Below are 25,338 nucleotides of genomic sequence, written 5' to 3' on the forward strand. Positions count from 1 at the left end.
TGGCTGCCGAGCCTGGCAGCCGCCGTCGCAATCAGCGCACCAGCGGACTGGTGCGAACGACGGCGTACGCGCCGGCGATCAACAAGCGGTCCTGGCGGTCGAAAGCAATGGCTTTGACGTGCAGCAGCTTGCCAGGCAGCGGCCCCAGCTCGTATGCCAGGGGTGCGCTGTCCACACGCCCTGCCACGATGCTGAGCTGCCCGCTATCCGAAAGCTTTTGGACCAGGGTGCTGCGGTTGCTGGTCACAACGTAAATGCCATTCCTGCTGTCCAGGGCCATGGAAGTCACGTTGTCATCCAGCCTAGCCAGCGTTTGGCCTGTCGTGTAATTGAGGATTTCTCCACCACGGGCCACCAGCAGTTGCCCATTGCTGGCGACGGCGAGCGCGTTGAAACCTTCGCCTGGCAACGTGGTGACCTCACCATCGGCCGTGACCTGACGCAGCCTGTTCCAATCCAGCACGAACAGCCGGCCATCGGGCGTACGCCGCATGGCATGGGGGCCGGAAAAAATCGCTGCAGCGCCAACGCCATCCCTAGGGCCACTTGAATTGGGCCCACCACCGGCCAGCGCCCGCACTGCGCCCGATGCCTGCTGCACCCAGACGCCCATGCCATTGCGGGGCATGCCTCCACTGAAGACAGCGCACTCTGCACAGGTCAGGCCATCCGCAACAAAGACCTCGCCACTGCCACCTGCTGCAATAGCGCGCGGATACAGAAAGTTGCGGGGCTCGCCCCAGTCGCTGTCACCACCTGTGGAGAAGGTGGACACCACACCTTCCCCCGCAATCCGGCGAATGCGAGAGCGCTCGGGCGTGGGGCAAGGCGGCTGCGGTGACACAGGCGGATAAACATCTTCCGACACATAAATGTCGCCAAGCGGGGAAAGGGCGAGATCGGTGATTCTCGAAAACCGCGCCTGCGCGCCCACGCCGTTGACCTGACCACAGTGGTTCTGAGCCAGTGCGTCGGGCTTGCTTGCAAGCGAACCCGCCAGCAGCGACATCTGCACAGGCGCCGGCTGCGGCTCGACAACTGAGCCATTGCCATCGCCTCCCCCACCGCCGCACGCCGCCAAAACGGTCACCAATGCCACGCTCAGCGCGCCGCCTCTGCACAGATTTCTCCAGCCCTTTTTTTGCATCTTGTCTCGCCCTTATGGATGAATGCCGTCATGAACGTCACGCCAGCAGTCTAGTGGGCGTTACCAAACAAAACAGGTATCCGCTGTTTCCGCTTCTTTGAAAAATCCAATGTCCACCTGGCCTTGCACGACACACGAAGCTGGTAGGCTGAACCATCACCGCAATATTCGCGGCTTTGTCCGACACGAACCGTCTGTATTTCAGAAAGACGGCGGACCTGCCGATATCCAGGCAGCCTTACTGCATTCACTGCCTTCCATCCATGCCAGCCACAAGCCACCGTCCCCATGCCCGGCCCCGCGGCCCTGTCCATGTCCATGTCCGCCCGCCGTCCGATGAAAACCTGGTGATCACGGTGATTGCCGTGTCCCTGCTGGCCATTACCGTGCTGGGCATCGGCGTCTACCAGTTCCTGCAGTACCAGCGCGAGCAGGATCAGGAGCAGCTCAATTCGCGCGTGTACCGCAGCTATGTGCGCAACACCGACGAGGCACCTGCGCCCGAGGAGCCCGAGCAGCCCGCCGCCACGCCCACCCCTGCCAAGCCCAGCCAGCAGCAGCTGAACCAGGAAATGACGCGCAAGCTGCTGGCCCATCCCGGCGTGACGCCCGGTGCCGGCTTTTCGGCGCCCGGCGTCAAGTCGACGGGCGTGGTGATCATCGACGCCATCGACCAGGCCCAGGCGCGCGAGAAGGCATCGTCCGCCGCACGCCCTGCTGCGGCGATTGCCAACCCTTCTCCCGCTTCCTGACGCTTCCTGACCTTTGCGCTCACAGGAGCTGCAACGCAAAAGCCCGGCATTGCCGGGCTTTTTTGTGTCTTGAGCGGCCTCGCCGCACCGCTCACTGATGCTTGCGCGCCCAGGCCGCGAACTTCTGCACGAAGCCGTTCACGAAGTCGCGGCTGCCGGCGCCAATGGAGCCGTCTTCGGCAAACAGGCCGTCCTTGGCCTGGATGAAGATTTCGGGCTGGGCCAGCGTGGGCATGTCCAGGTAGGCCAGCACATTGCGCAGGTGCTGCTGCGCCAGCGCCGTGCCGATGGCACCCACGGAGACGCCGGCCACGGCAGCGGGCTTGCCGGCCCAGACGCTCTTGCCGTAGGGGCGCGAGCCCTGGTCCAGCGCGTTCTTGAGCACGCCGGGAATCGAGCGGTTGTACTCGGGCGTCAGGAACAGCACGGCCTGGGCCGACTGGATCTGGGCGCGGAACTGCTTGACCACGTCCACCTCATTGCCGTCATGGTCCTGGTTGTACAGGGGCAGGCTGTCGATGGCGACCTGCTCGAAGACCAGGCCTTCGGGCGCCAGGCGCGCAATGGCGTCGGCGAATTTGCGGTTGAAGGAATCCTTGCGCAGGCTGCCCACGATGACAGCGACCTTGATCTGGCTCATGCATTGCTCCTGGAGGAAGTGGGGAAAAACGGGCGGGAGGGGCATCTCCCGCAAGCAGCCATTATGTGGCCGCCTTCAGCAGGCTCACTGTAGGAAGGAGGGCTTGGCGTAGCCCTGGAACTTGCTGTCCACCACGGCCTTGAATTCGGCGGAACGGTAGACCTCGGCCAGGTCCTTGGCCCATGCCGTGCCCTGGTCCTTCTTCTTGATGGCCACCACGTTCAGGTAGTGGTCGGGGGTCTTTTCCAGCGAGACGGCCTCGGTCAGCTTCAGGCCCGAGGAGATGGCGAAGTTGCCGTTGATGATGGCGTACTCGGTGTCGCCCAGCGAACGCGGCAGCTGTGCGGCTTCCAGCGGGATGAACTTGAGCTTGCGCGGATTCTCGGCCAGGTCCTTTTCGGACACGCGCAGCGGGTCGATGCCGGGCTTGGCCTTGATCAGCCCGGCCTGCTCCAGCAGCACCAGCGCACGCGCCAGGTTGCTGGGGTCGTTGGGCAGGGTCACGCGGTCGCCTTCCTTGGCCTCGGCCAGGGTCTTGCGGGTCTTGGAATACACGCCCAGAGGGGCGATGGGGCCTTGCACCAGCTCCACCAGGTCCAGCTTCTGGTCGGCCGCGAACTTCTGCAGGTAGACACGGTGCTGGAAGAAGTTGGCATCCAGCGAGCCCTGGGCCAGCGCCAGGTTGGGCTGCACGTAGTCGTTGAACTCCACCAGCTTGACCTGGTAGCCCTTCTTTTGCAGAAGCGGCACGATGCCCTGCTTGAGCTGGTCGATGTTGGAGCCTGCCGTGCCGCCGATCACCAGCTGCTTCTTGTCGGCCTGGGCGTGGGCGGGCAGCGCCAGCACGCTGGCAGCGGCAAGGGCGGCGGCCGAGGCCAGCAGATGGCGGCGCACGAAGGAAAGGGATGCGGTCATGTCGGAATCCTTTTTTTGGGAGAGAGCGGGAAGAAAGAAGAAAGCGGGTCTGGACAGCGCGCTCAGCCGCGCTTGTCCAGGCGGCGGGCCGCCGTGTTGCCCACGAACTGGATGACCTGGACCATGGCCACGAGGATGGTCACGGTGAGCACCATCACATCGGTCTGGAAGCGGTAGTAGCCGTAGCGGATGGCCAGATCGCCAATGCCGCCGCCGCCCACCACGCCGGCAATGGCCGAGTACGACAGAAAGCTCACGGCCAGCACGGTCAGCGCTAGCACCAGGCCCGAGCGCGCCTCGACGATGAGCACGCGCCAGACGATCTGCAGCTCCGAGGCGCCCATGGCGTGCGCGGCCTCGATTACGCCGCGCGGCACATCGCGCAGGCACTGGTCCACCAGGCGTGCCAGGTAGGGAATGGCCGCCACGGACAGCGGCACGGCCGCAGCCAGCGGGCCGATGGAGGTGCCGGCCAGCCAGCGCGTGAAAGGCACCAGCGCGACCAGCAAGATGATGAAGGGGAAGGACCGCACGGTATTGACCGTCCAGTTCAGCACGGCGAAGGCCGGGCGGTTGTCCAGCGACTGGCCGGGGCCCAGCAGGAACAGCAGCACGCCCAGCGGGCCGCCAATGAGCACGGCGGCCGACAGGCCGATGCCCAGCATCAAAAGGGTCTGGCCCATGGCCAGCCACAGCTCGGGCAGGATTTCGACGATGTTTTCAGACATGGGAATGCGGAATCGAAAAGAAGGAGAAAACGGGAAGGGGCGAAGACCCCATCAGTGCTCGGAGCCGCCCACGGCGCGCAGCACCACGGGGCGGGTGGCGCCGCGCTCGCGCAGGGCCTTATCGGCGCGCTCCACGCGCAGGGCCTCGAGTTCGCTGCCCAGCAGCGTGGCGCGCTGCGGCGCCTCGTAGGCACGGCCCTGCGGCAAGGCGGGCAGCGTGAAGCGTTCGGCCACCTGGCCCTGCTCGATGATGGCCACCTCGCTGCACAGCGCATCGACCACGGCCAGCTCGTGCGTGACGATGACGATGGTCACGCCCAGGCGGCTGTTGATGTCGGCCAGCGTGGCCAGGATGGAGCGCGTGGTCTCGCTGTCCAGCGCCGAGGTGGGCTCGTCGCACAGCAGCACCTGCGGGCGCGGCGCCAGGGCGCGCGCAATCGCCACGCGCTGCTTCTGCCCGCCCGACAGCTGGGCAGGATGGCTGGCCGCCTTGTCGGTCAGGCCCACGATGTCCAGGCACTCGCGCACGCGCTGCTCGATCTGGGCACGCGAATGGCCACCGTGGATGCGCAGCGGAAAGGCCACGTTCTCGAACACGGTGGCGTTCTGCAGCAGGTTGAACTGCTGAAAGATCATGCCGATGTTCTGGCGCGCCTCGCGCAACGCGCGGCGGCCCAGGTCGGTCAGGCGCTGGCCTGCCACCACCACCTCGCCGCTGTCGGGACGCTCCAGCAGGTTGATCAGGCGCAGCAGCGTGGACTTGCCCGCACCGCTCTTGCCGATCAGGCCGAAGACCGTGCCCTGGCCGATGTCCAGCGATACCGAACGCACGGCATCGAAGTGCTTGCCATCGGCTGTTACAAATTTCTTTTGCAGGTCGCGCAGGCGGATCAGCGCGTTTTCCGGGGCCAAATGGGCGGTCTGGACGGTCATGGAGTCTCGGTTCGGCAGTGAAAACGGTCCTGGGATCGGCAACGGCAGCCTTTGCACCGCCATCTCCAGGCAATGGCGCGCAATTTCCGGGCCCTGTGCTTCGCAGTTGGACGCAGTTGCAAGCCGATGGGCATGCGTTGTCTTGCGTCGTCGCCAAGCACAGGCGAATCCCCAGGATCTGCCGTCATTAGTGTTCTAACGAGTGTGTTGCAAAACGTTGTTCAAACAAAAGAATAAAAAATACGGTGCTTATATCGATTGCCGTCTTTCAGGCCTTGATGTACGGCCTGGACGGCATTGCTAGAATCCGCCCCCGACAGGCCTGTACAACGGCAAGATCCCTTGCGGTTGCGTGCATTACAGGTAAGTGCCCGCTTTCCTTTGCCATGCCCGAATCCTCCCGAACTGCCGACCGTCCTGCCAGCACCGCCAGCCTGCGCGTGGAAGCCGTGCGCCTGCGGCGCGGCATCACAACAGTCTTTGACGGCCTCGACCTGCGGCTGGACGAGCCGCGCGTGGGCCTCATCGGCGACAACGGCGCCGGCAAGACCAGCCTGTTCCGCCTGCTGTGCGGCCTGGATGCGCCCGAGGCCGGGCGCGTGCTGCTGGACGGCACCGAACTGCACGAGGCCCGTGCACAGCGCCCGGGCCAGGTCGGGCTGATGTTCCAGAACCCAGACGACCAGATCATCTTCCCCACCGTGGAGGAAGAGCTGGCCCTGGGTCTGCGCCCTTCGGGCATCTCGCGGCGCGAGGCCACGGAGCGCGCCCGTGCCCTGCTGGCCAGCCGCGGCCTGGCCGACTGGGCACCGCGCGCCGTGGCCGGACTCAGCCAGGGCCAGCGCCAGCAGGTGTGCTGGCTGGCCCTGCTCATTGCCGCGCCGCGCGTGCTGCTGCTGGACGAGCCCTTCGCCAGCCTGGACCTGCCGGGCCAGGCGCGGCTGGCCCGGGACATCGCGGCCGCCGAGCAGCAGGTGCTGGTCTCCACCCATGTGCTGGACCACGTGCGCAGCTTTGGCCGCGTGCTCTGGCTGGAGCGCGGCAAAGTGCGCGAAGACGGCCCCGGCCATGAGGTCTGCGCGGCCTATGAAGCCGACGTGGCCCGCCGGCTGCAAGCGCAGGACTGACGCAGGAGCCGGCCGCCATGGGAAGCCTCTACAGCGAATACACCAGCTGGCTCCATGCCTGGAGCGCGGGCCGCAAGCTGCTGCTCATGGCGCTGCTGGGAACGGGCCTGTTCCTCATCGATTCACCGTGGCTGCTGGCCCTGGCCGGCGCCGCCTGCGGCCTGCTGTGGCTGTCGCTGGGACGCGCCACCGAGGGCGCACGGCGGCTCATGCTGTCGGTCACCGTGGCCGCCCTGCTGGTCGCTGCCTTCCATGCGTGGATGCAGCACTACGCCCTGGCCGCCGCCAGCGCGCTGCGCCTGGTCTGCGCCTCCACGCTGGGCATGGCGCTGACCGTGAGCACACGCCCCAGCGATCTGGTCGATGTGCTGGAGCGGCTGCTGGCGCCGCTGGAGCGCATCGGCATCTCCCCCGAACAGGTGGCCCTGCAACTGGCATTGATGCTGCGTTTCACCGAGCATTTCTTCGTGCAGTGGAAGCGCATGGACGATGCCCACCGGCTGCGCACGGGCCGCGCCGGCGGCCTGCGCCTGATTGCGCCGCTGACCATCCACATGCTGCAGGCCACGCGCCGCGTGTCCGACGCGCTGTGGGCGCGCCTGGGCCGCTGAGGCCTGCCCTGCCCCATTTCCCGACCGATCCATACGCAAAAGCCTTGCGAGAACCTTCCGAGAACCGTCCATGACCGCCCCCTCCACCGTCTCACGCGCCTCTGCGCGCTCCATGGCCCAGGTCTCGCTGTTTGCGGCGCTGATGGCGGTCATGGGCCTGATTCCCAAGATCGACCTGCCGCTGGGCGTGCCCATCACCATCCAGTCGCTGGGCGTGATGCTGGCCGGCGTGATGCTCGGCCCCTGGCGCGGCATGCAGTCCATGCTGCTGTTCCTCGCGGCCGTGGCCGTGGGCCTGCCCCTGCTGTCGGGCGGGCGCGGCGGCATTGCCGTCTTCATGGCGCCCTCGGCCGGCTACCTGCTGGGCTACCCGCTGGCGGCCTGCATTGCCGGCCTGGTCATGCGTGCCCTGCCCCAGGGCGCGCCCCGGCGCGCGGCGTTCAGCGCCTTTGCAGCCTCGGCGCTGGGCGGGCTGGTGGCCCTGCATGCCTTTGGCGTGCTGGGCCTCATGCTGATGGCCAAGCTCAGCCTGTCGCAGGCCTTCATGGCCACCTTGCTGTTCGTGCCCGGCGATCTGATCAAGTGCGTGCTGTGCGCCCTGGTGGTGCACACGGTGGCGCGCGGCATGCCGGACTGGCCGTTCGGAGGCCGCCAGCATGGTTGAGCCGCTCGCGCCCCACCCGCTGGCCGCGCCGCTGCAGCACCCGTGGACCCTGGTCCATGGCCCGCTGGAGCATTGGGCCCGGCAGCGCCCCGATGCGATGGCGCTGCAAAGCGAGGCGGGCCAATGGAGCTTTGCCGCGCTGCATGCCGCCGTGCTGCAGCGCTCGGCCGCGCTGGTGGCCGGCCAGGCGCCAGAGATGCTGCTGCTGGACACGGGCGGCAGCGCCAGCACCGTGGATGCCATCGTCGAATTCCTCGCCATCCTGCACAGCGGCCGCTGCGCCGCCGTGGCCGACCCCGATTGGCCCGAGGCCGTGCGCAGCCGCATCGAGGGCTGGCTTCCCACGGCGCCCAGCGCTCTGGCCGAGGCCACCGCCACCGGCGCCTTCTACACCGGCTTCACCTCGGGCAGCACCGGGCTGCCCAAGGGCTTCATGCGCCACCACCGTTCGTGGACAGAGAGCTTTCGCGTCTGCCTGGAGGACTTCGGCGCCGTGGCCGCGCAGCGCACCATGGCGCCCGGGCGTATCTCGCATTCACTGTTCCTGTTCGGCGTGATGCAGGGCCTGTGGTGCGGCGAAGGCGCCGTGGTGCAGGAGCGGTTCTCGGCGGCGCGCTGCCTGGCCAGCCTGGCGCGCGGCGAGGCGCCCTGCCTGGTCGCCGTGCCCAGCCAATTGCTGCTGATGCTGCAATGGGCCGCACACCGCGCGCTGGCGCCCATCCCCGAGGTGGAGCTGATCATGATCAGCGGCGCGCGCTGGATGCGCGCCCAGACCCCGGCCCTGCGCGCGCTGTTTCCGCGCGCACGCATCATCGAGTTCTACGGCGCCTCGGAGGCCAGCTTCATCGCCTGGATGGAGGCCGACGAACAGGCCCCGCCCCAGGCCGTGGGCCGGCCCTTCAGCAATGTGCAGTTGCAGATCCGCCCCGCCACGCAGCAGCCCGGCGACCAGCCCCTGCAGCCGGGCGAGGACGGCCTGATCTACATGCGCAGCCCCATGCTGTTCATGGACTATGTGGGCGAGGCGCGCGATGGCACGGCCGCGCTGCGCGATGGCGAATGGCTGTCCGTGCGCGACATGGGCCATATCGATGCTGGCGGCCAGCTGTGCCTGGCCGGACGCCAGAGCCGCATGCTCGTCACCCAAGGCAAGAACCTGTTCCCCGAGGAAGTCGAGACCCTGCTGGCCGCGCACCCGGGCGTGGCCCAGGTCTCCATCCAAGGCCTGCCCGACGCCCTGCGCGGCATGCAGGTGCACGCCGTCGTGCAATGGCACGGCGCCGCGCCCACAGGCTCCGCACAGGCGCTGGCGGCCTGGCTGCGCGACCGGCTGGAAAGCTACAAGCTGCCGCGCCAATGGTGGAGCTGCACCGACTGGCCGCAGACCGCCAGCGGCAAGACCGACCACGGCCGTCTGGCGCGCATGCTGGCGGCCACGGACACTGGCCAGGCACTGCCCGGCGAACCCGCGCTGCTGCCCCTGCCATGAACCCGCAAGACGCCCCCGTCATCCTGGCCTGGGCGCGCAGCCCCGTCGCCCCCGTGGGCGGTGCGCTGCGCGAGCTTGCCGCGCACGAGTTGGGCGCGCCCGTGCTCCAGGCCCTGCTGGCCCGGGCCGGCCTGCCTGCCCAGGCCGTGGATGCCGTGGTCTTAGGCAACGCCCTGGGCGCAGGCGGCAACCCGGCCCGCATGCTGGCCCTGGCTGCGGGCCTGCCGGAGCGCTGCGCGGCCCACAGCGTGGATACCCAGTGCTGCTCGGGCCTGGACAGCGTGGCCCTGGCTGCGGGCCTGCTGCTGTCGGGCCAGGCCGATATCGTGGTGGCCGGTGGTGCCGAGGCCTGGAGCCGTGCCCCCATCCGCCAGACACGCCCGCGCCATGCAGGCGAGTTGCCCGTCACCTATGACCGCCCCGCGTTCGCTCCCGACCCCGCACGCGACCCGGACCTGCTGCAATCCGCCGCCGACCATGCACTGGCCCACGGCATCACCCGCGCCGTTCAGGAGGCCCATGCCATCCACAGCCACGCGCTGGCGCTCGCGCACCGCGACCGGCTGGCCCAAGAGATCGTGCCCATGGCGGGGCTGGACCACGACGCCTATCCGCGCGCCCTGAATCCGGCCCGCGTTGCCCGCATGCCCGTGGTGACCGAAGCGGCTGGCGCCGTTGACGCCCATGCACGCCAGCGCCATGCGCTGAGCACGCCCACCATCTCGCCCAAGGCCGATGGTGCAGCCCTGGTGCTGCTGGCCACGCCGCAGGCCTGTGCACGCCTGGGCCTGCAGCCACGCGCCCGCTGGGTGGCCAGTGCCTCGCTGGGCCATGCGCCCGAAACACCGCTGGTCGCCGCCGCACTGGCGGCCCAGCAGGTGCTGGAGCGTGCAGCCGCAGCGCTGCAACTGCCCTGCCTGACTGCGGCAGAGCTCCAGGCTGTGGAGCTGCACGATGCCTTCGCCGTGCAGGCCCTGGCCTTTGCCGAAACCCTGGTCCTGCCGCTGCAGCAGCTCAACACCGGCGGCGGTGGCCTGGCGCGCGGCCATCCGATTGGCGCATCGGGCGCGGTTGCGCTGGTGCGCATGCTCTCAGACCTGCACCGCACGCCAGCAGCCCACAGGCCGGCCCTGGGCCTGGCCGCCATTGCAGGGGCGGGCGGCATAGGTGCGGCCTGCCTGGTGCAGGCGCTTTGAATCCATGGACTCCGCATTTCCCATGTCCGCCAACCCACCGTCCGACACCCTTCCCTTTGGCGATGCGCATGAGGCCCTGGTGCACGCGCGCCGCTCCGTGCGCGCCTACCGGCCCGATCCCGTGCCGGACGCGCTGCTGCACCAGTTGCTGCACTCGGCCCGCCGGGCGCCCAGCGGCGGCAACCTGCAGCCCGGCCAGTTCATACAGGTGCGCGGCAGCCTGCGCGGCGCACTCACACAGGCGCTGCTGGCCGACTGGCAAGGCGGAGCACCTGAGCGCGAGGACTACGGCTACTTCCCCCGCCCCATGCCCATGGCGCTGCGCAAGCGCCAGGTGGCGTCGGCCCAGGCCCTGTACAGCGCCCTGGGCGTGGCCCGCGAGGACCGCGCAGGGCGCGACGCGCAGTTCGGCCGCAACTACCGCTTCTTCGACGCGCCCGTGGCCCTGGTCGTGAGCATTGACGCCCGCTTCGGCGCAGGCGGCTACATGGACCTGGGCATGACCCTGTACGGCCTGCAAATGGCCGCAGCCGCCCAGGGCCTGGGCAGCTGCGCCATCGGCGCCCTGGCCTCCTACCCCGACACCGTGCGCCGCGTGCTCGACCTGCCGCCCGGCGAGCACATCGTCTGCGGCCTGGCGCTTGGCTGGCCCGACGAGGCCGCCCCCGTCAACCGCACCCAGACCACCCGCGCACCGCTGACCGAATACTTCAGAGTGCTGGGAGAATAAAAAAAGCTGCCGAAATCGGCAGCTTTGCGAGCTCGCGCCCACTAGTACGGGTCATGGCGATGGCACCACCAAGGCCCAACTCGGGGACACCGAGGAAGGGCAGCCCCGCACCGAGGGTGTCGTCCCCCTCCCCCGCGAAGCGGGTAGAGAGGGGGAAGGCGCGTCAGCGCCTCAGGGGGTGCGTTCTTCAGAACGCAGGAATCACCGACCCCTTGAACTGCACATCAATGAACTGGCGCACTTCATCGGAGTGGTAGGCCTTGATCAGCTGCGCCACCCAGGGCTTGCCCTTGTCGGCATCGCGCGCGACCAGGATGTTCACATAGGGGTTCTTGGCGTTTTCCTGCGCAATGGCATCGGTCTTGGGGTTCAGGCCTGCCGAGATCGCGAAGTTGGTGTTGATGGCCGAGGCGTCCAGGTCATCCAGCGAGCGTGGCAGCTGGGCTGCGTCCAGCTCCACGAAGCGCAGCTTCTTGGGGTTGGAGACCACGTCCAGCGGCGTGGCCTTCAGGCCCGCGCTTTCCTTGAGCTTGATCAGGCCCTGGGCCTGCAGCAGCAGCAGCACGCGGCCACCGTTGGTGGGGTCGTTGGGGATGCCGAACTTGGCGCCCTGGGGCAGGTCGGCCAGCTGCTTGATCTTCTTGGAATAGATGCCGATGGGGAAATTCACCGTGTCGGCCACCCAGCCGATCTTGTAGCCGCGGTCGCGCACCTGGGCGTCGAGGTAGGGGCGGTGCTGGTAGCTGTTGGCGTCCAGGTCACCGGCAGACAGCGCGGCATTGGGCTGCACGTAGTCGCCGAATTCCACGATCTGGATCTTCAGGCCGTTCTTCTCGGCGACCTTCTTGACCTGTTCCATGATCTGGGCGTGCGGGCCGGCCGTGACGCCGACCTTGATGGGCTTGTCCTGCGCCTGCGCGGGCATGGCCAGCAGGGTCATGGCTGCGGTGCTGGCAATCGCGGCGGCCGTGAGCGTGCGGCGGAGGAAATGGCGCTTGGTGGGCATGGATGCGGTTCCTTGTAACCTGTCAAAAACACAGGCGCACACTGTAGCGCCAACACAGCGCGCGGCGGCCGTACCGGCACACTGCGGCTAGACAGTTTTTTCAGTAGCTCACAACCGGCGCCGCAGCGCGGGCGTCAGCGGTCCTGGAACTCGGGCGTTGCCATCACCTGGTGGGCCACGACGTCCAGCACAGGGTGGGGTTGTTCCTGGCGGTCTATCCAGACCTTGGGCGTGAAGCTGCCACGCAGCGCCACGGCATCGCCTTCGATCAGATTGCGCAGCACCTCGCAGGCCTGGGCATCGAATGCAACCACGTTGACCGGGATGGAGGTGCCATCGGATGCCTCGGAACGCACGCGGGCCACCATGAAGGGGCGCCGATTGCGGTCGCTGCGGTGTTCGGGCGTACCGGTGAGTCTGCCGGTAATCAGTCCATCCATCATGTGCGAGACCAGGAAGAAATCGTCAGTTACAAAAGACGCCATTGTAGGTGCAGGTTTTACGTGCCCAGACCGGGACGCGCATCTTCGCGGTGCATGGACTTTTCATGCGCTGGCTGCCCTCGCCATCCGTGATGGACCTGCCTGGCGAAGCTGCACTTGTCCTTGCCCTTGCTCTTCGCGGCAAGGCGCCATCGCGCGCAAAATCGAACGCGCAAAAAAACGAACGCACAAAGCAAAAAGCTCCTGACGTTTCCGTCAGGAGCTTTGCGTTTTGGTCGGCGTGGCGGGATTCGAACTCGCGACCCCTTGCACCCCATGCAAGTGCGCTACCAGGCTGCGCTACACGCCGAAGCATTGAATTATAGGGACTAAAAACAGGCCTTCAGGGAAAACGCAGAGATTTTTCAAAAATGTCTGCAAATTCCTGAAATGGCGACGTTCAGCCCCCGCATCTTCTCACCCCTGATGCGTGGCGCGCACGTGGTCCAGCAAGGCCTCCAACGGATGGCGCACCTGACGTGCAGACAGTCGCTTGACCTGGCTGCGGCAGGAATAGCCGGTGGCCAGCGGCTCGCCCAGGTTCTGCTTGCTCTCGATCTGTTTCTCCCATGACTGGGCATAGATGGTCTTGGAGGTTTCGAGGTTGCGCGCCTCATGCCCGTAGGTGCCCGACATGCCGCAGCAGCCCGTGGCCTCCACGCTCAGGCGCAGCCCCCGTCGCTCGAAAAGCTGCGTCCACTGCTTGCCGCTGTCGGGCGCATTGGTCTTTTCAGTGCAGTGCGGCAGCAGCCGGTAGGCCACGCTGGCCACGCTGGTCACTGCCTCGGGCAGCACCTGCAGCAGCCACTCCTGGGGCAGCGCGACCTTCGGCACCTCGCCCATGCCCGGCACCTTGAGGTATTCCTGCCGATAGGCCAGCGTCATGGCCGGATCCAGCCCCACCAGCGCAACGCCGGACTGCGCCAGTTGCGCTAGCTGCGCGGCATTGCGGATGGCCGCCTTGGCAAAGGCGCCCATGAATCCCTGCACATGCAGCGGCTTGCCATTGGGCAGCAGCGGCGCCAGCCAGACCTGGAACCCCAGTCGCGCCGCCAGCTCGATCAGCACCTGCAGCTGGCCGGTCTCGAAGTAGCGGGTAAAGCTGTCCTGCACGATGACCACGCTGCGTGCGCGCTGCTCGGGCGTGAGCGCGGCCAGCGCCTGCGCATCGGCCGCGCGCACCTTCCATTGCCGCAAGGTGGCTGCCAGGTCCAGCCGGCTCAGCAGCGGGCCGTCGACCATGCCGATGCGCCGGCTGAGCACATCGCGCATCCATGGCGAGCCCATCACCCCGTTGTAGAGCGCGGGCATGCGCGCCAGCCACGGCATGGTGAACTCCAGCGAGCCGATCAGGTAGTCACGCACGGGCCGCAGGTAGCGGCGGTGGTAGAGCTCCAGAAAGCGCGAGCGGAATTCGGGCACGTTGACCTTGACGGGACACTGCCCGGCGCAGGACTTGCAGGCCAGGCAGCCGGCCATGGCGTCATAGACCTCGTGAGAGAAATCGGCCTCGCCGCGGCGCGCCGCGCGGCTGTTGCGCCAGCGCGCGGCCAGGCTGGACAGGAAGGGTTGGGGCCGCTGCGCGACCTCCAGCACGTTGACGCCGGCCTGCCCCTGCAGGCGCAGCCATTCGCGCATCAGCGAGGCCCGGCCCTTGGGCGAATGCACGCGCTGGCGCGTGGCCTTCCAGGACGGGCACATGGCATCGTCCGGGTCGAAGTTGTAGCAGGCGCCGTTGCCGTTGCAGTGCATGGCCGCGCCATAGCTTTGCCATACGCGCTCGTCGATCTGCCGGTCCAGCTCGCCGCGCGTGGTGACGCCGTCCACCTTGAGCAGCAAGGTCTTGCTGGCCGGAGGCGTGGCGATCTTGCCAGGGTTGAGCTGGTTGTGCGGGTCGAAGGCGGCCTTGAGCTGCTGCAGCGAGGGATACAGCTCGCCGAAGAAGGCCGGCACATATTCGGAGCGCAGGCCCTTGCCGTGCTCGCCCCACAGCAGGCCGCCATGGCGCTGCGTGAGTTCGGCCACCGCGTCGGAGATGGGGCGCACCAGGGCGGCGTCCACAGGGTTCTTCATGTCCAGGATGGGGCGCACATGCAGTACGCCGGCATCGACGTGGCCGAACATGCCGTACTGCAGGCCGTGGCTGTCCAGCAGCGCGCGGAACTCGGCAATGAACTCGGGCAGGTTCTCGGGCGGCACGGCCGTGTCTTCGACAAAGGGCTGGGGCCGCGCCTCGCCCGCCACGTTGCCCAGCAGGCCCACGGCGCGCTTGCGCATGGCATAGACGCGGTGCACCGCCGCATTGCCGGCCGCCAGCGTGTGGCCCAGCCGCTCCACCGAGGCGTCGGCGCCCAGGTGCGCGAGGAAGGCCTGCACGCGGCCATCGACCTCCTGCGGATCGTCGCCGCTGAATTCCACCAGGTTGATGCCCAGCGTGGGACGCTGCCCGTCCTGCGGGAAGTACTCGGCCACGCTGCTCCAGACGAAGTCCTTCATGGCCAGCAGCAGCACCTTGGAATCCACCGTCTCAATGGACAGCGGCCGGTGCGCCATCAGCGCGCGCGCATCGCGCAGCGCATCCATGAAGCCCGCATAGCGCACGTTGACCAGCACCGAGTACCGGGGAATGGGCAGCACGTTGAGCCGCGCCTCCACCACGAAGCCCAGCGAGCCTTCGGCGCCGCACAGCACGCTGTTGAGGTTGAAGCGCCCGTCGCCTTCGCGTAGATGGGCCAGGTCATAGCCGGTGAGGCAGCGGTTGAGCTTGGGGAATCTGGCCTCGATCAACTCCGCCTGGTCCTCGCTGATGCGCCGCGCCGTGCGGTGCACCTTGCCGATGCGCCCCGAATCGGCGCACATGCGCTCCAGCGCCTCGGCATCCAGCGGCGCGCTGTGCAGGCGCTCGCCGCCGAGCAGCACAAAGTCCAGCGCCAGCACGTGGTCGCGCGTCTTGCCATAGGTGCAGCTGCCCTGCCCGCTGGCATCGGTGTTGATCATGCCGCCGATGGTGGCGCGGTTGGAGGTGGACAGCTCGGGGGCAAAGAACAGCCCGTATGGCTTGAGCGCGGCGTTGAGCTGGTCCTTGACCACGCCTGCCTGCACGCGCACCCAGCGCTGATCGGCATTGATTTCGAGGATGCCGTTCATGTGCCGCGACAAGTCCATGGTCACGCCATGCGTGAGCGACTGGCCGTTCGTCCCCGTGCCGCCGCCGCGCGGTGTCAGCACCACATCGCGGAACTCAGGCCGCGCCAGCACTTGCGCCGCCCTGGCCACATCCTCGGCGTGACGCGGGTAGATGGCCGCCTGCGGCATGCGCTGGTAGATGGAGTTGTCCGTGGCCAGCACGGTGCGGCTGGCATGGTCCGTGTCCACGTCGCCCTCGAAGCCGGCGGCCTTCAACGCTTCAAGAAACTCAAGGTAATGAGCAGCCACGGGGGCGCCGGCGTGGGGCAGTGGGGCAATCGACATGGAGGGCAAGGTGGGGAGTTTTGTTGCAGGCGATCAGCCCAGGAAACCCATGCATGCAATACACGATTTCAGGCCGACCATGGCCGCAAGTATCTCTACACTCTTCCTCTGGAACAAACGAAAATTGCTGCCGCAAACACTGCATAAAACTCATGAATTACCGACGCCTGACGCCATCCATGTCCCTGCTGCTGGTCTTCGAGGCGGCCGCGCGCCACGAAAGCTATGCGCGTGCGGCCGAGGAGCTGTCGCTCAGCCAGAGCGCCATCAGCCGGCAGGTGCAGACGCTGGAGGCGCAGCTGGGCATCAGCCTGTTCCGCCGCGAGGGGCGCACGGTGCGCCTGACCGACGTGGGGCGCCGCTACTTCATCGACCTGGGCGCCGCGCTGGGCCGCATACGCAGCGCCACCCTGCAGGCCATGTCACGCCAGTCCGGCGGCGGCACCCTCAATCTGGCCACCCTGCCCACCTTCGGCTCCAAATGGCTGCTGCCGCACCTGCATGGCTTCTACCAGGCGCAGCCCGGGGTGACGATGCACATCCACTCGCGCATCGGCGATATCGATTTCGACAGCGCAGAGATAGACGCCGCCATCACCGTGGGCACGGGAGACTGGCCCGGGCTGACCGCGCATCGCCTGTACCACGAGTTTCTGGTGGCGGTGGCCAGCCCGCAGGCGCTGCAGCAGGCCGGGCAGGCAGCAGCCTCGCCGGATTGGGCGGGCCAGCAGGTGCTGCTCACGGTGGCCAGCAACCGGCAGGCCTGGAGCGAGTGGTTCACGCACTATCGGCTCGATCACCGGCAGATGCGGATAGGGCCGAGCTTCGAGCTGACCTCGCACCTGATACAGGCCGTGCTGGCAGGCATGGGCGTGGGCCTGGTGCCACGGGTGCTGGTGGAAGAGGAGATAGCGCGCGGTGAGCTGCACGTGGTGGGAGACGCCATCCCCAGCCAGCGCAGCTACTACCTGGTCTATCCCGAGAGGAACGCGACACTGCCGGCGCTGGCAGCCTTCCGGCAATGGCTGCTTGAGACCTGCGCTCAGGGTTGATTCCTGCGCAACGGCCGCTCCCCTTCAGGGGTTGGCGGCACACGGAAGCACCTGTTAGCGGTTGGTAGCGGTTGGTAGCGGTTGGTAGCGGTTGGCGACGGCACAAAGAAAAACGGACCACAGCCAGAAGCTGTGGTCCGTATTCATTTATGGTCGGCGTGGCGGGATTCGAACTCGCGACCCCTTGCACCCCATGCAAGTGCGCTACCAGGCTGCGCTACACGCCGAAGAATTCAATTATATACAGCTTTTTGCTCTCAAATAGAAAGCAGCGCACGAATCTGCAAAAGCTCTTCACGCACGGCCTCCGGCTCCAGCGGAACGCTGGCCGCGGCATCGCCACCGAGCAGCGGCGCGGCAGCCGGCGCCGACACCACGACACCGGCCTGCAGCGCGGGAACCACGGCAGACCCCGAGGCTTCGCGCAGGCGGTTGCGCGCGCCGTTGATGGTGAAGCCCTGTTCGTACAGCAGCTCGCGGATGCGCCGGATCATCAGCACTTCGTGGTGCTGGTAGTAGCGGCGGTTGCCGCGCCGCTTCATGGGACGCAGCTGCGTGAACTCCTGCTCCCAATAGCGCAGCACATGCGGCTTGACGTCGCACAGATCCGCGACCTCACCGATGGTGAAGTAGCGCTTGGCGGGAATCTGGGGCAGAAGTGAAGCCATGGCAAATGTGGATGAGGTCAGGATGTGCAATGCCGCTGGTGCGCGGACGCCGATCCGGGAAGAAGGCCGAGCCTACTGCACAGCTCGCTTGCAGGCCAGCACCCTGTCGTAAAAACAGCCCATCCACCGCAAGGCAGACAGGCTGACGACAGCTGGGCCACGGCAAGCCGGGCCCCGGGGACGACCCTTCAGGACGCGGAGCCCGTCGTGCCTTCCTGGATCTGCTCCTTGAGCTTGCTGCTCGCATGGAAGGTCACGACGCGGCGTGCCTCGATCGGAATGGCCTCGCCCGTGCGCGGGTTGCGCCCCGGACGCGGCGCCTTGGTGCGGATCTGGAAGTTGCCGAAGCCCGACAGCTTCACATCCTCGCCCGTCACCAGGCTTTGCGAGATCAGCTCGAAGAACGCATCCACCATTTCCTTGGATTCGCGCTTGTTCAGGCCGATCTCGTCGAACAGCAGGTCCGCCAGCTGCGCCTTGGTCAGCGCGGGCGAATCAAGACTTTCCACCGTCAGTTCCATCACGGGATCTCCTTTCACGGCATGGGCCTTCCATCAGGCGCGCAGGCGCGCGCCCAGGCGTTGCTGCAGCTGCTCGAGCACGGCCTGCACGGCCTGTTCGATCTGCACATCGGTCAGCGAGCTGTCGTCATGGCCCAGCGTCAGGCGCACGGCCAGGCTCTTTTCGTCCTGCGCCAGCGCGCCCGGTGCCGCTGTCTCGCCGGCCTTGAGCGCCTTGGGGCGGAACACATCGAACAGCACGGCGGAGCGCAGCAGGCCGCCGGTCTGGGCAGCTTCCACCGCCTGCATCAGCTGGGCATGCGTGGCCTTTTCGTTCACGACCACGGCAATGTCGCGCTCCACGGCCTGGTGCTTGGCCACGGGCTTGAACACCGGCACCTCGCGCGCCAGCACGGCATCGAGCTCCAGCTCGAACAGCACGGGCGCCTGGGCCAGATCCCATTGCTGGCGCCACTGGGGATGCAGCTCGCCGATGAAGCCGATGGACTGGCCATCGAGCAGCACGCGCGCGCAGCGGCCCGGGTGCATGGCCGGATGCTCGGCCGGCTCGAACACGGGCTTGCGCGGCGCCAGCAGCGCCTCGACATCGCCCTTGACGTCGTAGAAGTCCACCTTGGCTTCGGCGCGGCCCCATTGCAGCTGCTCTCCAGCGCCCCAGGCCAGGCCCGCCACGCGCATGGGCTGGTAGAAGCCCTTGACCGTGGTGTCGCTGTCAACAACGCTGTCATCCTTGAGGAAGACACGGCCCAGCTCGAACACGCGCACGCGCTCGGCCTTGCGGTCGGCATTGAACTTGAGCACCTGCATGAGCGAGCCGATGAGGCTGGAGCGCATCACGCTGAGCTGGCTTGCGATGGGGTTGAGCAGCTGGATGGGATTGGCGTTGCCGGCCAGATCCTTCTCCCACGCGGCTTCCACAAAGCTGAAGTTGATGGTTTCCTGGTAGCCCAGATCGGCCAGCGCGCGGCGCACGGCGAACTGGCTGCGGCGGTTTTCGGCGCGCAGCTTGGGCGCAATGGGCGCCAGCGGCTTGGTCGTGGGCAGGTTCTCGTAACCCACCATGCGCGCCACTTCCTCGATCAGGTCTTCCTCGATGTTGATGTCGAAGCGGAAGCTGGGCGGCGTGACGGTGAGCACGCCATCGCCCTGCTCCACCGGCAGGCCCAGGCCGGCCAGCGCATCGTGGCACTGCTGCTGCGTGAGCGGCATGCCGATGACCTTGGCCGCACGCGCCACGCGCAGCGTGACGGGCTTGGGCTGGGGCATGTTGGCCTGCTGATCGTCGATGGGGCCGCAGACGGTCTCGGGCGTGCCGCAGATCTGCAGCACCAGCTCAGTGATGCGCTCGATGTGCTCGACCGTCAGTTCGGGATCGACACCCCGCTCGAAGCGGTGGCCCGCATCGGTGGAGAAGTTGTAGCGGCGCGAACGGCCGGCAATCGACTTGGGCCACCAGAATGCGGCCTCGATGTAGATGTGACGCGTGTCGTCGGACACGGCCGTGGCGTCGCCGCCCATGATGCCGGCCAGCGACTCGACTTCGCGGTCATCGGCGATCACGCCCACCTGTCCATCCACGGTGACGGTGTTGCCGTTGAGCAGCTTGAGCTGCTCGCCTTCCTTGCCCCAGCGCACCTGCAGGCCGCCGTGGATCTTGTCCAGGTCGAAGATGTGCGAAGGACGGCCCAGCTCGAACATCACATAGTTGGAGATGTCCACCAGCGGCGCCACGCTGCGCTGGCCGCAGCGCGCCAGGCGATCGACCATCCACTGCGGCGTCTTCGCCTGGGTGTTGACATTGCGCACCACGCGGCCCGAGAAGCGGCCGCACAGGTCGGGCGCCTCGATCTTCACGGCCAGCCTGTCCTGCACGCCCACGGCGGCAGGCGTGAACGACTGAGGCTTGAGCGGCGCGCCGGTCAGCGCAGCCACTTCGCGCGCCACGCCATAGACGCTCAGGCAATGCGCCAGATTGGGCGTGAGCTTGAGCGTGAGCAGCGTGTCATCCAGATTCAGGTACTCACGGATGTTCTGGCCCAGGGGCGCGTCCAGCGGCAGCTCCATCAGGCCGCCATGGTCCTCGGACAGCTTGAGCTCGCGTGCCGAGCACAGCATGCCGAAGCTCTCCACACCGCGCAGCTTGCCGATCTTGATCAGGAAAGGCTTGCCATCTTCACCGGGCGGCAGCTCGGCGCCCACCGTGGCGCAGGGCACTCGGATGCCCACGCGCGCGTTGGGTGCGCCGCAGACGATGGTCAGCAGCTCGGGTCCGCCCACATCGACCTGGCACACGCGCAGGCGATCGGCATTGGGATGCTGCTCGGCAGCCTTGATCTCACCGACGACGATCTTGGTGAACGGCGGCGCCACGGGCTCCAGCTCCTCCACCTCCAGGCCGGCCATGGTCAGGGTGTCGGCCAGTTCTTGGGTGGTCAGCGGCGGATTGCAGAACTCGCGCAGCCAGGATTCGGGAAATTGCATATCAGACTCTTTGGCGTTGGTTCAGTCCGCGCGCCGTGGCGCTGGCGGACTCTTTGGCGAAGGCTTGCAGCCGGATCAACGGAATTGCGACAGGAAGCGGATATCGCCGTCAAAAAACAGTCGCAGATCGTTGACGCCATAGCGCAGCATGGTCAGGCGGTCAGGCCCCATGCCAAAGGCAAAGCCGATGTACTTTTCGGGGTCCAGCCCCATGTTGCGCACCACGTTGGGGTGCACCTGGCCGGAGCCGGCCACTTCCAGCCAGCGGCCGGCCAGCGGGCCGCTCTGGAACTGGATGTCGATCTCGGCGCTGGGCTCGGTGAAGGGGAAGAAGCTGGGACGGAAGCGCAGCACCAGGTCGTCGCTCTCGAAGAAGGTCTTGCAGAAGTCGGTGAAGACCACCTTCAGGTCCTTGAAGCTGACGTTCTCGCCAATCCACAGGCCTTCGCACTGGTGGAACATGGGCGAGTGCGTGGCATCGCTGTCCACGCGGTAGGTGCGGCCCGGCGCGATCACGCGGATCTCGGGCATGCCCTGGCCGGCGTCGAGCCGCTCGCGGTATTTCTTGACGTGCTGCACAGCGTGGCGCACCTGCATCGGGCTGGTGTGCGTGCGCAGCAGATTGGGAGCCTGCTCCGTGCCGCCTTCCACGTAGAAGGTGTCGTGCATGGAACGGGCAGGATGGTCTTCCGGCGTGTTCAGCGCCGTGAAGTTGAACCAGTCGGACTCGATCTCGGGGCCCTCGGCCACATCGAAACCCATGGAGCCGAAGATGCCCTCGATGCGCTCCAGCGTCAGCGACACGGGGTGCAGGCCGCCCTGGCCACGGCGGCGGCCCGGCAAGGTCACATCCAGCACCTCGGCCTTCAGGTGGGCCTGCAGTTCGGCATCGGCCAGGGCCTTGCGGCGCGCGGTCAGCGCGGCCTCGATGCCTTGCTTGGCCACGTTGATGGCGGCTCCGCGCGACTTCTTCTCTTCGACGGAAAGCTGCGCCATGCCCTTCATGAGCTCGGTCACCTTGCCCGACTTGCCCAGAAACTGCGCCTTGGCGTTTTCCAGATCAGCGGGGGTTTGTGCCTGCGCGAACAGCTGCTGCGCGCTCTCGACCAGAGAATCCAACTCGTTCATATCGACTCTTTATCGACTGTGAAAAGAAACAAGGGCTAGCAGCCTTTTCAAGCCCTAGCCCTTGCTGTTTGCGCTGCAGACCATCACGAGGATGGCCGCAGACCGTTATCTCAAGCAGCCAGCTTGGCCTTGACTTGATCAACGATGCTGCTAAACGCAGCCTTGTCGTGCACCGCGATATCGGCCAGCATCTTGCGGTCGATCTCGATGGCTGCCTTCTTCAGGCCGTTGGCGAACTGGCTGTAGGTCAGGCCCAGTTCACGTGCAGCGGCGTTGATACGGGCGATCCACAGACGGCGGAACACGCGCTTCTTGGCACGGCGGTCACGGTAGGCATATTGCCCAGCCTTCATCACCGCCTGCTTGGCGATGCGGAAGACATTGCCGCGGCGGCCGCGGAAACCCTTGGAAAGGGCCAGAACTTTTTTGTGACGGGCGCGGGCCGTTACACCACGTTTGACGCGAGGCATGTGTTTTCTCCTTGTTCGTCAGTGAATTACAGGCCAGCCATCGGCAGCATTTGTGCGATAGAGCCCATGTTGGTCTCATGCACAGACACTGCACCACGCAGGTGACGCTTGTTCTTGGTGGTCTTCTTGGTCAAGATGTGACGCTTGAAGGCTTGACCGCGCTTGACGGTGCCACCGGGACGAACGCGAAAACGCTTCTTCGCGCTGCTCTTGGTCTTCATTTTGGGCATTTGAATGCTCCTGTTGTTTGTGCTCGTGAGGCGGCTCGCAACACTGCGCGCACTTGCTGGCCCCGAGACACTTCTGTGCCAGCCCGGAGGCCGGCAAGAACAAGGGACATGGAAACCATGTCCCTTGCATCGCACGCCCCGCGCAATCAACTCGCGCACGGCCTGCAAATTCTGTCGCCCCTCAACGAAGGGCGAAACCGCGATTATGCCTTATCAGCCACCGCAGGTGCAGCAGAAACTTCTGCCGGCTTGCCGCCAGCTGTGGGCTTCTTGCGCGCAGGGGCGATCATCATCACCATCTGGCGGCCTTCCAGCTTGGGGAACTGCTCCACCTGGATGGAATCCGCCAGATCGTCACGCAGACGGTTCAGCAGGTCCAGACCAATCTGCTGGTGCGTGATTTCACGGCCGCGGAACCGCAGCGTGATCTTGCACTTGTCACCATCGGCCAGGAAACGGCGGATGTTGCGCAGCTTGATGTTGTAGTCGCCGTCGTCGGTACCAGGGCGGAATTTCACTTCCTTGATTTCGATGACGGTCTGCTTGGCCTTGGCTTCGGCAGCCTTCTTCTGTTCAAGGTACTTGAACTTGCCATAGTCCATCAACCGGCAGACAGGCGGAGTGGCAGTGGCGGCGATTTCCACCAGGTCCACGTCCAGTTCGCCCGCCATGCGCAGCGCTTCCTGCAGAGGCACGATGCCCAGCGGCTCGTTCTCCGGGCCGGACAGACGCACTTCAGGCGCCATGATTTCACGGTTGAGACGATGCTTGCGCTCTTCACGGTGGCGCCGATCACGAAATTCAGTAGCTATGGTTCTCACCCTTGGATTTAAGTTGCTACAACAGCGTAGCCGCTTGTGTGCAGTACACGCAAGCGGCTACCGCCTTTGGAGATGCTCCATCAGGCCTTCGCCGCGATGTCCTTGGCCACGAGTTCAATGAACGCATCGACCGACATCACACCGAGGTCCTTGTTGCCCCGTGCGCGCACTGCCACTGCACCAGCGGCCTTCTCCTTGTCGCCAGCAACAAGGATGTAAGGCAGCTTTTGCAACGAATGCTCCCGTATTTTATACGTAATCTTTTCGTTGCGCAGATCTGTCGCCACCCTAAGGCCTTGATTCGGAAATGCTTTTTGCAGCTTTTGTGCGACTTCCCGCACATAGTCCGCCTGCGCGTCGGTGATATTGAGCACGGCGGCCTGCACGGGAGCCAGCCACGTCGGCATGGCGCCAGCGTGCTGCTCGATGAGAATGCCGATGAAACGCTCCAGGCTGCCGACGATGGCACGGTGCAGCATCACGGGGCGATGGCGGTCGCCATCCTCGCCCACGTACTCCGCATCCAGGCGCTCGGGCATGGAGAAATCCACCTGGATGGTTCCGCACTGCCACTGGCGGCCGATGGCGTCCTTGAGCGTGTACTCGATCTTGGGGCCGTAGAACGCGCCATCGCCGGGCGAGATCACGTACTCGCAGCCCGAAGCCTCCAGGCTGTTGATCAGCGCAGCTTCTGCCTTGTCCCAGCTTTCATCGGAGCCGATGCGCGCCTCGGGGCGCGTGGCGACCTTGTAGATGATGTCGCTGAAGCCGAAGTCCGCGTAGACCTTTTGCAGCAGCGTGGTGAAGGCCAGCACTTCGGGCTGGATCTGATCTTCGGTACAGAAGACGTGGCCGTCATCCTGCGTGAAGCCGCGCACGCGCATGATGCCGTGCAGGCCGCCCGTGGGCTCGTTGCGGTGGCACTGGCCGAATTCGCCGTAGCGCAGCGGCAGGTCGCGGTAGCTCTTGATGCCCTGCTTGAAGATCAGGATGTGGCCGGGGCAGTTCATCGGCTTGAGCGCGTAGTCGCGCTTTTCCGACTCGGTCGTGAACATGTTCTCGCGGTACTTGTCCCAGTGACCCGTCTTCTCCCACAGGGTCTTGTCCAGGATCTGCGGACCCTTGACTTCCTGATAGCCGTTGTCGCGGTACACGCGGCGCATGTACTGCTCGACCTCTTGCCACAGGGACCAGCCCTTCGGGTGCCAGAACACGGTGCCCGGCGAATGCTCGTCGATGTGGAACAGGTCCAGTTCGCGGCCCAGCTTGCGGTGGTCGCGCTTTTCAGCCTCCTCCAGCATGTGCAGGTACTGCTGCAGGTCGTCCTTCGATGCCCAGGCCGTGCCGTACACGCGCTGCAGCATCTCGTTGCGATGGTCGCCACGCCAGTAAGCGCCAGCCACCTTCATCAGCTTGAAGAACTTGAGCTTGCCGGTGCTGGGCACGTGCGGGCCGCGGCACAGATCCTCGAAGCTGCCTTCGCGGTACAGGCTCACATCCTCATTGGAGGGGATGCTGGCGATGATCTCGGCCTTGTAGTTCTCGCCGATGCCCTTGAAGTACGCAACGGCCTCGTCGCGCGGCAGTACGCGGCGCACCACGGGCTCGTCCTTGGCGGCCAGTTCGGCCATGCGCTTTTCGATGGCGACCAGGTCCTCGGGCGTGAAGGGGCGCTTGTACGAGAAGTCGTAGTAGAAGCCGTTCTCGATCACGGGACCGATGGTGACCTGGGCCTCCGGGAACAGTTCCTTGACGGCATAGGCCAGCAAGTGGGCCGTGGAATGGCGGATCACCTCCAGGCCATCGGCGTCCTTGGCCGTCACGATGGACAAGGGCATGTCCTTGTCGATGACGAAGCTGGTGTCCACCACCTTGGCGTCCTCGCCAGCCCCCACCTTGCCGGCCAGTGCCGCTTTGGCAAGGCCTGTGCCTATGGATGCGGCCACTTCGGCCACGGTGACCGGGCCGGGGTACTCACGTTGCGAACCATCGGGAAGCGTAATGTGGATCATGGGATTCCTAAAATATTTCTCAGGGGGCGCGCATCCCCCAAAAGCAAAAAGCGCGGAGCCAGGT

The 25,338-nt window shown here is 66.2% G+C and carries 24 protein-coding genes and 2 tRNA genes; 8 read left to right on the forward strand and 18 right to left on the reverse strand.

What is annotated here, in order from left to right; translation table 11 throughout:
* Positions 1-31: 31 nt before the first annotated feature.
* On the reverse strand, positions 32-1,147 hold the full coding sequence (locus A4F85_RS04135) for a hypothetical protein (RefSeq protein ID WP_063325739.1): 1,116 nt from the start codon (positions 1,145-1,147) through the stop codon (positions 32-34).
* Positions 1,148-1,410: 263 nt separating this feature from the next.
* On the opposite strand from A4F85_RS04135, the gene A4F85_RS04140 reads away from it, so the two are divergent.
* Positions 1,411-1,899 (forward strand): hypothetical protein, encoded by a 489-nt coding sequence (locus A4F85_RS04140; protein WP_063325740.1) that lies wholly within the window; start codon positions 1,411-1,413, stop codon positions 1,897-1,899.
* A 91-nt stretch (positions 1,900-1,990) separates the two neighbouring features.
* Here the strand turns inward: A4F85_RS04140 and A4F85_RS04145 are convergent, their stop codons facing one another.
* From A4F85_RS04145 to A4F85_RS04160, 4 genes are all read right to left on the reverse strand, one after another.
* A complete protein-coding gene (locus tag A4F85_RS04145) occupies positions 1,991-2,539 on the reverse strand; it encodes an NADPH-dependent FMN reductase (protein ID WP_063325741.1) in 549 nt (182 codons plus the stop codon).
* Between the two features lie 84 nt (positions 2,540-2,623).
* Positions 2,624-3,454 carry a MetQ/NlpA family ABC transporter substrate-binding protein gene (locus A4F85_RS04150; protein ID WP_013801689.1) on the reverse strand — a complete coding sequence of 277 codons (831 nt, stop codon included), beginning with the start codon at positions 3,452-3,454 and terminating at the stop codon, positions 2,624-2,626.
* A gap of 62 nt (positions 3,455-3,516) precedes the next feature.
* Positions 3,517-4,182: a methionine ABC transporter permease gene (locus A4F85_RS04155; RefSeq protein WP_012206396.1), complete on the reverse strand. Its 666-nt coding sequence runs from the start codon at positions 4,180-4,182 to the stop codon at positions 3,517-3,519.
* Positions 4,183-4,233: 51 nt separating this feature from the next.
* Complete coding sequence (locus A4F85_RS04160) at positions 4,234-5,115, reverse strand: methionine ABC transporter ATP-binding protein (RefSeq protein WP_034395395.1); 882 nt, start codon at positions 5,113-5,115, stop codon at positions 4,234-4,236.
* A 386-nt stretch (positions 5,116-5,501) separates the two neighbouring features.
* Here A4F85_RS04160 and A4F85_RS04165 point away from each other — a divergent pair, with 386 nt between their 5' ends.
* The 6 genes from A4F85_RS04165 to A4F85_RS04190 all read left to right on the forward strand — a co-directional run bounded on the left by A4F85_RS04165 (position 5,502) and on the right by A4F85_RS04190 (position 10,932).
* Positions 5,502-6,242 (forward strand): energy-coupling factor ABC transporter ATP-binding protein, encoded by a 741-nt coding sequence (locus A4F85_RS04165; protein WP_063325742.1) that lies wholly within the window; start codon positions 5,502-5,504, stop codon positions 6,240-6,242.
* Positions 6,243-6,259: 17 nt separating this feature from the next.
* Positions 6,260-6,853, forward strand: coding sequence for an energy-coupling factor transporter transmembrane component T family protein (locus A4F85_RS04170; RefSeq protein ID WP_013801686.1), 594 nt, complete (start codon positions 6,260-6,262; stop codon positions 6,851-6,853).
* 70 nt (positions 6,854-6,923) lie between these two features.
* Complete coding sequence (locus tag A4F85_RS04175; RefSeq protein WP_012206400.1) at positions 6,924-7,517, forward strand: biotin transporter BioY; 594 nt, start codon at positions 6,924-6,926, stop codon at positions 7,515-7,517.
* Positions 7,510-9,006: an AMP-binding protein gene (locus tag A4F85_RS04180; RefSeq protein WP_063325743.1), complete on the forward strand. Its 1,497-nt coding sequence runs from the start codon at positions 7,510-7,512 to the stop codon at positions 9,004-9,006. Before A4F85_RS04175 ends, A4F85_RS04180 begins: the two co-directional genes overlap by 8 nt.
* Positions 9,003-10,202: a thiolase family protein gene (locus tag A4F85_RS04185; protein ID WP_063325744.1), complete on the forward strand. Its 1,200-nt coding sequence runs from the start codon at positions 9,003-9,005 to the stop codon at positions 10,200-10,202. The genes A4F85_RS04180 and A4F85_RS04185 overlap by 4 nt, the downstream gene beginning before the upstream one ends.
* Before the next feature lie 4 nt (positions 10,203-10,206).
* The gene (locus tag A4F85_RS04190) at positions 10,207-10,932 is read left to right on the forward strand and encodes a nitroreductase (protein ID WP_063325745.1); all 726 of its coding nucleotides are present in this window, start codon (positions 10,207-10,209) and stop codon (positions 10,930-10,932) included.
* 187 nt (positions 10,933-11,119) lie between these two features.
* On the opposite strand, the gene A4F85_RS04195 is transcribed toward A4F85_RS04190, so the two are convergent.
* The 4 genes from A4F85_RS04195 to ydiJ all read right to left on the reverse strand — a co-directional run bounded on the left by A4F85_RS04195 (position 11,120) and on the right by ydiJ (position 15,891).
* A complete protein-coding gene (locus tag A4F85_RS04195; protein ID WP_012206404.1) occupies positions 11,120-11,938 on the reverse strand; it encodes a MetQ/NlpA family ABC transporter substrate-binding protein in 819 nt (272 codons plus the stop codon).
* Positions 11,939-12,072: 134 nt separating this feature from the next.
* A complete protein-coding gene (locus A4F85_RS04200) occupies positions 12,073-12,423 on the reverse strand; it encodes a single-stranded DNA-binding protein (RefSeq protein WP_012206405.1) in 351 nt (116 codons plus the stop codon).
* Between the two features lie 230 nt (positions 12,424-12,653).
* Positions 12,654-12,730: transfer RNA gene (locus A4F85_RS04205), tRNA-Pro, on the reverse strand.
* Positions 12,731-12,837: 107 nt separating this feature from the next.
* Positions 12,838-15,891, reverse strand: coding sequence for a D-2-hydroxyglutarate dehydrogenase YdiJ (gene ydiJ, locus A4F85_RS04210; RefSeq protein ID WP_063325746.1), 3,054 nt, complete (start codon positions 15,889-15,891; stop codon positions 12,838-12,840).
* A gap of 53 nt (positions 15,892-15,944) precedes the next feature.
* On the opposite strand from ydiJ, the gene A4F85_RS04215 reads away from it, so the two are divergent.
* Positions 15,945-16,943: a LysR substrate-binding domain-containing protein gene (locus A4F85_RS04215; RefSeq protein ID WP_082138189.1), complete on the forward strand. Its 999-nt coding sequence runs from the start codon at positions 15,945-15,947 to the stop codon at positions 16,941-16,943.
* 150 nt (positions 16,944-17,093) lie between these two features.
* Here the strand turns inward: A4F85_RS04215 and A4F85_RS04220 are convergent.
* The 9 genes from A4F85_RS04220 to thrS form a co-directional block, all read right to left on the reverse strand.
* Positions 17,094-17,170 (reverse strand) — tRNA-Pro (locus A4F85_RS04220).
* Positions 17,171-17,200: 30 nt separating this feature from the next.
* Complete coding sequence (locus tag A4F85_RS04225; RefSeq protein WP_013801679.1) at positions 17,201-17,611, reverse strand: MerR family transcriptional regulator; 411 nt, start codon at positions 17,609-17,611, stop codon at positions 17,201-17,203.
* A gap of 188 nt (positions 17,612-17,799) precedes the next feature.
* On the reverse strand, positions 17,800-18,132 hold the full coding sequence (locus tag A4F85_RS04230) for an integration host factor subunit alpha (RefSeq protein WP_012206409.1): 333 nt from the start codon (positions 18,130-18,132) through the stop codon (positions 17,800-17,802).
* A gap of 33 nt (positions 18,133-18,165) precedes the next feature.
* On the reverse strand, positions 18,166-20,613 hold the full coding sequence (gene pheT, locus A4F85_RS04235; protein WP_063325747.1) for a phenylalanine--tRNA ligase subunit beta: 2,448 nt from the start codon (positions 20,611-20,613) through the stop codon (positions 18,166-18,168).
* Between the two features lie 75 nt (positions 20,614-20,688).
* Complete coding sequence (gene pheS, locus A4F85_RS04240; protein ID WP_012206411.1) at positions 20,689-21,741, reverse strand: phenylalanine--tRNA ligase subunit alpha; 1,053 nt, start codon at positions 21,739-21,741, stop codon at positions 20,689-20,691.
* 110 nt (positions 21,742-21,851) lie between these two features.
* The gene (rplT, locus tag A4F85_RS04245; RefSeq protein ID WP_012206412.1) at positions 21,852-22,211 is read right to left on the reverse strand and encodes a 50S ribosomal protein L20; all 360 of its coding nucleotides are present in this window, start codon (positions 22,209-22,211) and stop codon (positions 21,852-21,854) included.
* A 26-nt stretch (positions 22,212-22,237) separates the two neighbouring features.
* Positions 22,238-22,441 carry a 50S ribosomal protein L35 gene (gene rpmI, locus A4F85_RS04250; RefSeq protein WP_012206413.1) on the reverse strand — a complete coding sequence of 68 codons (204 nt, stop codon included), beginning with the start codon at positions 22,439-22,441 and terminating at the stop codon, positions 22,238-22,240.
* 203 nt (positions 22,442-22,644) lie between these two features.
* Complete coding sequence (infC, locus tag A4F85_RS04255; protein WP_012206414.1) at positions 22,645-23,262, reverse strand: translation initiation factor IF-3; 618 nt, start codon at positions 23,260-23,262, stop codon at positions 22,645-22,647.
* Between the two features lie 80 nt (positions 23,263-23,342).
* Positions 23,343-25,274 (reverse strand): threonine--tRNA ligase, encoded by a 1,932-nt coding sequence (thrS, locus tag A4F85_RS04260; RefSeq protein WP_034395367.1) that lies wholly within the window; start codon positions 25,272-25,274, stop codon positions 23,343-23,345.
* Between the last annotated feature and the right edge of the window lie 64 nt (positions 25,275-25,338).

Source organism: Delftia sp. GW456-R20, assembly GCF_001622915.1.
Classification (GTDB): domain Bacteria; phylum Pseudomonadota; class Gammaproteobacteria; order Burkholderiales; family Burkholderiaceae_C; genus Comamonas; species Comamonas acidovorans.

Excerpts from the sequence above, each read along its gene's own strand:
- A4F85_RS04135 (WP_063325739.1), bottom strand. The coding sequence starts at position 1,147 with ATGCAAAAAAAGGGCTGGAGAAATCTGTGCAGAGGCGGCGCGCTGAGC.
- A4F85_RS04140 (WP_063325740.1), top strand. The coding sequence starts at position 1,411 with ATGCCAGCCACAAGCCACCGTCCCCATGCCCGGCCCCGCGGCCCTGTC.
- A4F85_RS04145 (WP_063325741.1), bottom strand. The coding sequence starts at position 2,539 with ATGAGCCAGATCAAGGTCGCTGTCATCGTGGGCAGCCTGCGCAAGGAT.
- A4F85_RS04150 (WP_013801689.1), bottom strand. The coding sequence starts at position 3,454 with ATGACCGCATCCCTTTCCTTCGTGCGCCGCCATCTGCTGGCCTCGGCC.
- A4F85_RS04155 (WP_012206396.1), bottom strand. The coding sequence starts at position 4,182 with ATGTCTGAAAACATCGTCGAAATCCTGCCCGAGCTGTGGCTGGCCATG.
- A4F85_RS04160 (WP_034395395.1), bottom strand. The coding sequence starts at position 5,115 with ATGACCGTCCAGACCGCCCATTTGGCCCCGGAAAACGCGCTGATCCGC.
- A4F85_RS04165 (WP_063325742.1), top strand. The coding sequence starts at position 5,502 with ATGCCCGAATCCTCCCGAACTGCCGACCGTCCTGCCAGCACCGCCAGC.
- A4F85_RS04170 (WP_013801686.1), top strand. The coding sequence starts at position 6,260 with ATGGGAAGCCTCTACAGCGAATACACCAGCTGGCTCCATGCCTGGAGC.
- A4F85_RS04175 (WP_012206400.1), top strand. The coding sequence starts at position 6,924 with ATGACCGCCCCCTCCACCGTCTCACGCGCCTCTGCGCGCTCCATGGCC.
- A4F85_RS04180 (WP_063325743.1), top strand. The coding sequence starts at position 7,510 with ATGGTTGAGCCGCTCGCGCCCCACCCGCTGGCCGCGCCGCTGCAGCAC.
- A4F85_RS04185 (WP_063325744.1), top strand. The coding sequence starts at position 9,003 with ATGAACCCGCAAGACGCCCCCGTCATCCTGGCCTGGGCGCGCAGCCCC.
- A4F85_RS04190 (WP_063325745.1), top strand. The coding sequence starts at position 10,207 with ATGGACTCCGCATTTCCCATGTCCGCCAACCCACCGTCCGACACCCTT.
- A4F85_RS04195 (WP_012206404.1), bottom strand. The coding sequence starts at position 11,938 with ATGCCCACCAAGCGCCATTTCCTCCGCCGCACGCTCACGGCCGCCGCG.
- A4F85_RS04200 (WP_012206405.1), bottom strand. The coding sequence starts at position 12,423 with ATGGCGTCTTTTGTAACTGACGATTTCTTCCTGGTCTCGCACATGATG.
- ydiJ (WP_063325746.1), bottom strand. The coding sequence starts at position 15,891 with ATGTCGATTGCCCCACTGCCCCACGCCGGCGCCCCCGTGGCTGCTCAT.
- A4F85_RS04215 (WP_082138189.1), top strand. The coding sequence starts at position 15,945 with ATGCAATACACGATTTCAGGCCGACCATGGCCGCAAGTATCTCTACAC.
- A4F85_RS04225 (WP_013801679.1), bottom strand. The coding sequence starts at position 17,611 with ATGGCTTCACTTCTGCCCCAGATTCCCGCCAAGCGCTACTTCACCATC.
- A4F85_RS04230 (WP_012206409.1), bottom strand. The coding sequence starts at position 18,132 with ATGGAACTGACGGTGGAAAGTCTTGATTCGCCCGCGCTGACCAAGGCG.
- pheT (WP_063325747.1), bottom strand. The coding sequence starts at position 20,613 with ATGCAATTTCCCGAATCCTGGCTGCGCGAGTTCTGCAATCCGCCGCTG.
- pheS (WP_012206411.1), bottom strand. The coding sequence starts at position 21,741 with ATGAACGAGTTGGATTCTCTGGTCGAGAGCGCGCAGCAGCTGTTCGCG.
- rplT (WP_012206412.1), bottom strand. The coding sequence starts at position 22,211 with ATGCCTCGCGTCAAACGTGGTGTAACGGCCCGCGCCCGTCACAAAAAA.
- rpmI (WP_012206413.1), bottom strand. The coding sequence starts at position 22,441 with ATGCCCAAAATGAAGACCAAGAGCAGCGCGAAGAAGCGTTTTCGCGTT.
- thrS (WP_034395367.1), bottom strand. The coding sequence starts at position 25,274 with ATGATCCACATTACGCTTCCCGATGGTTCGCAACGTGAGTACCCCGGC.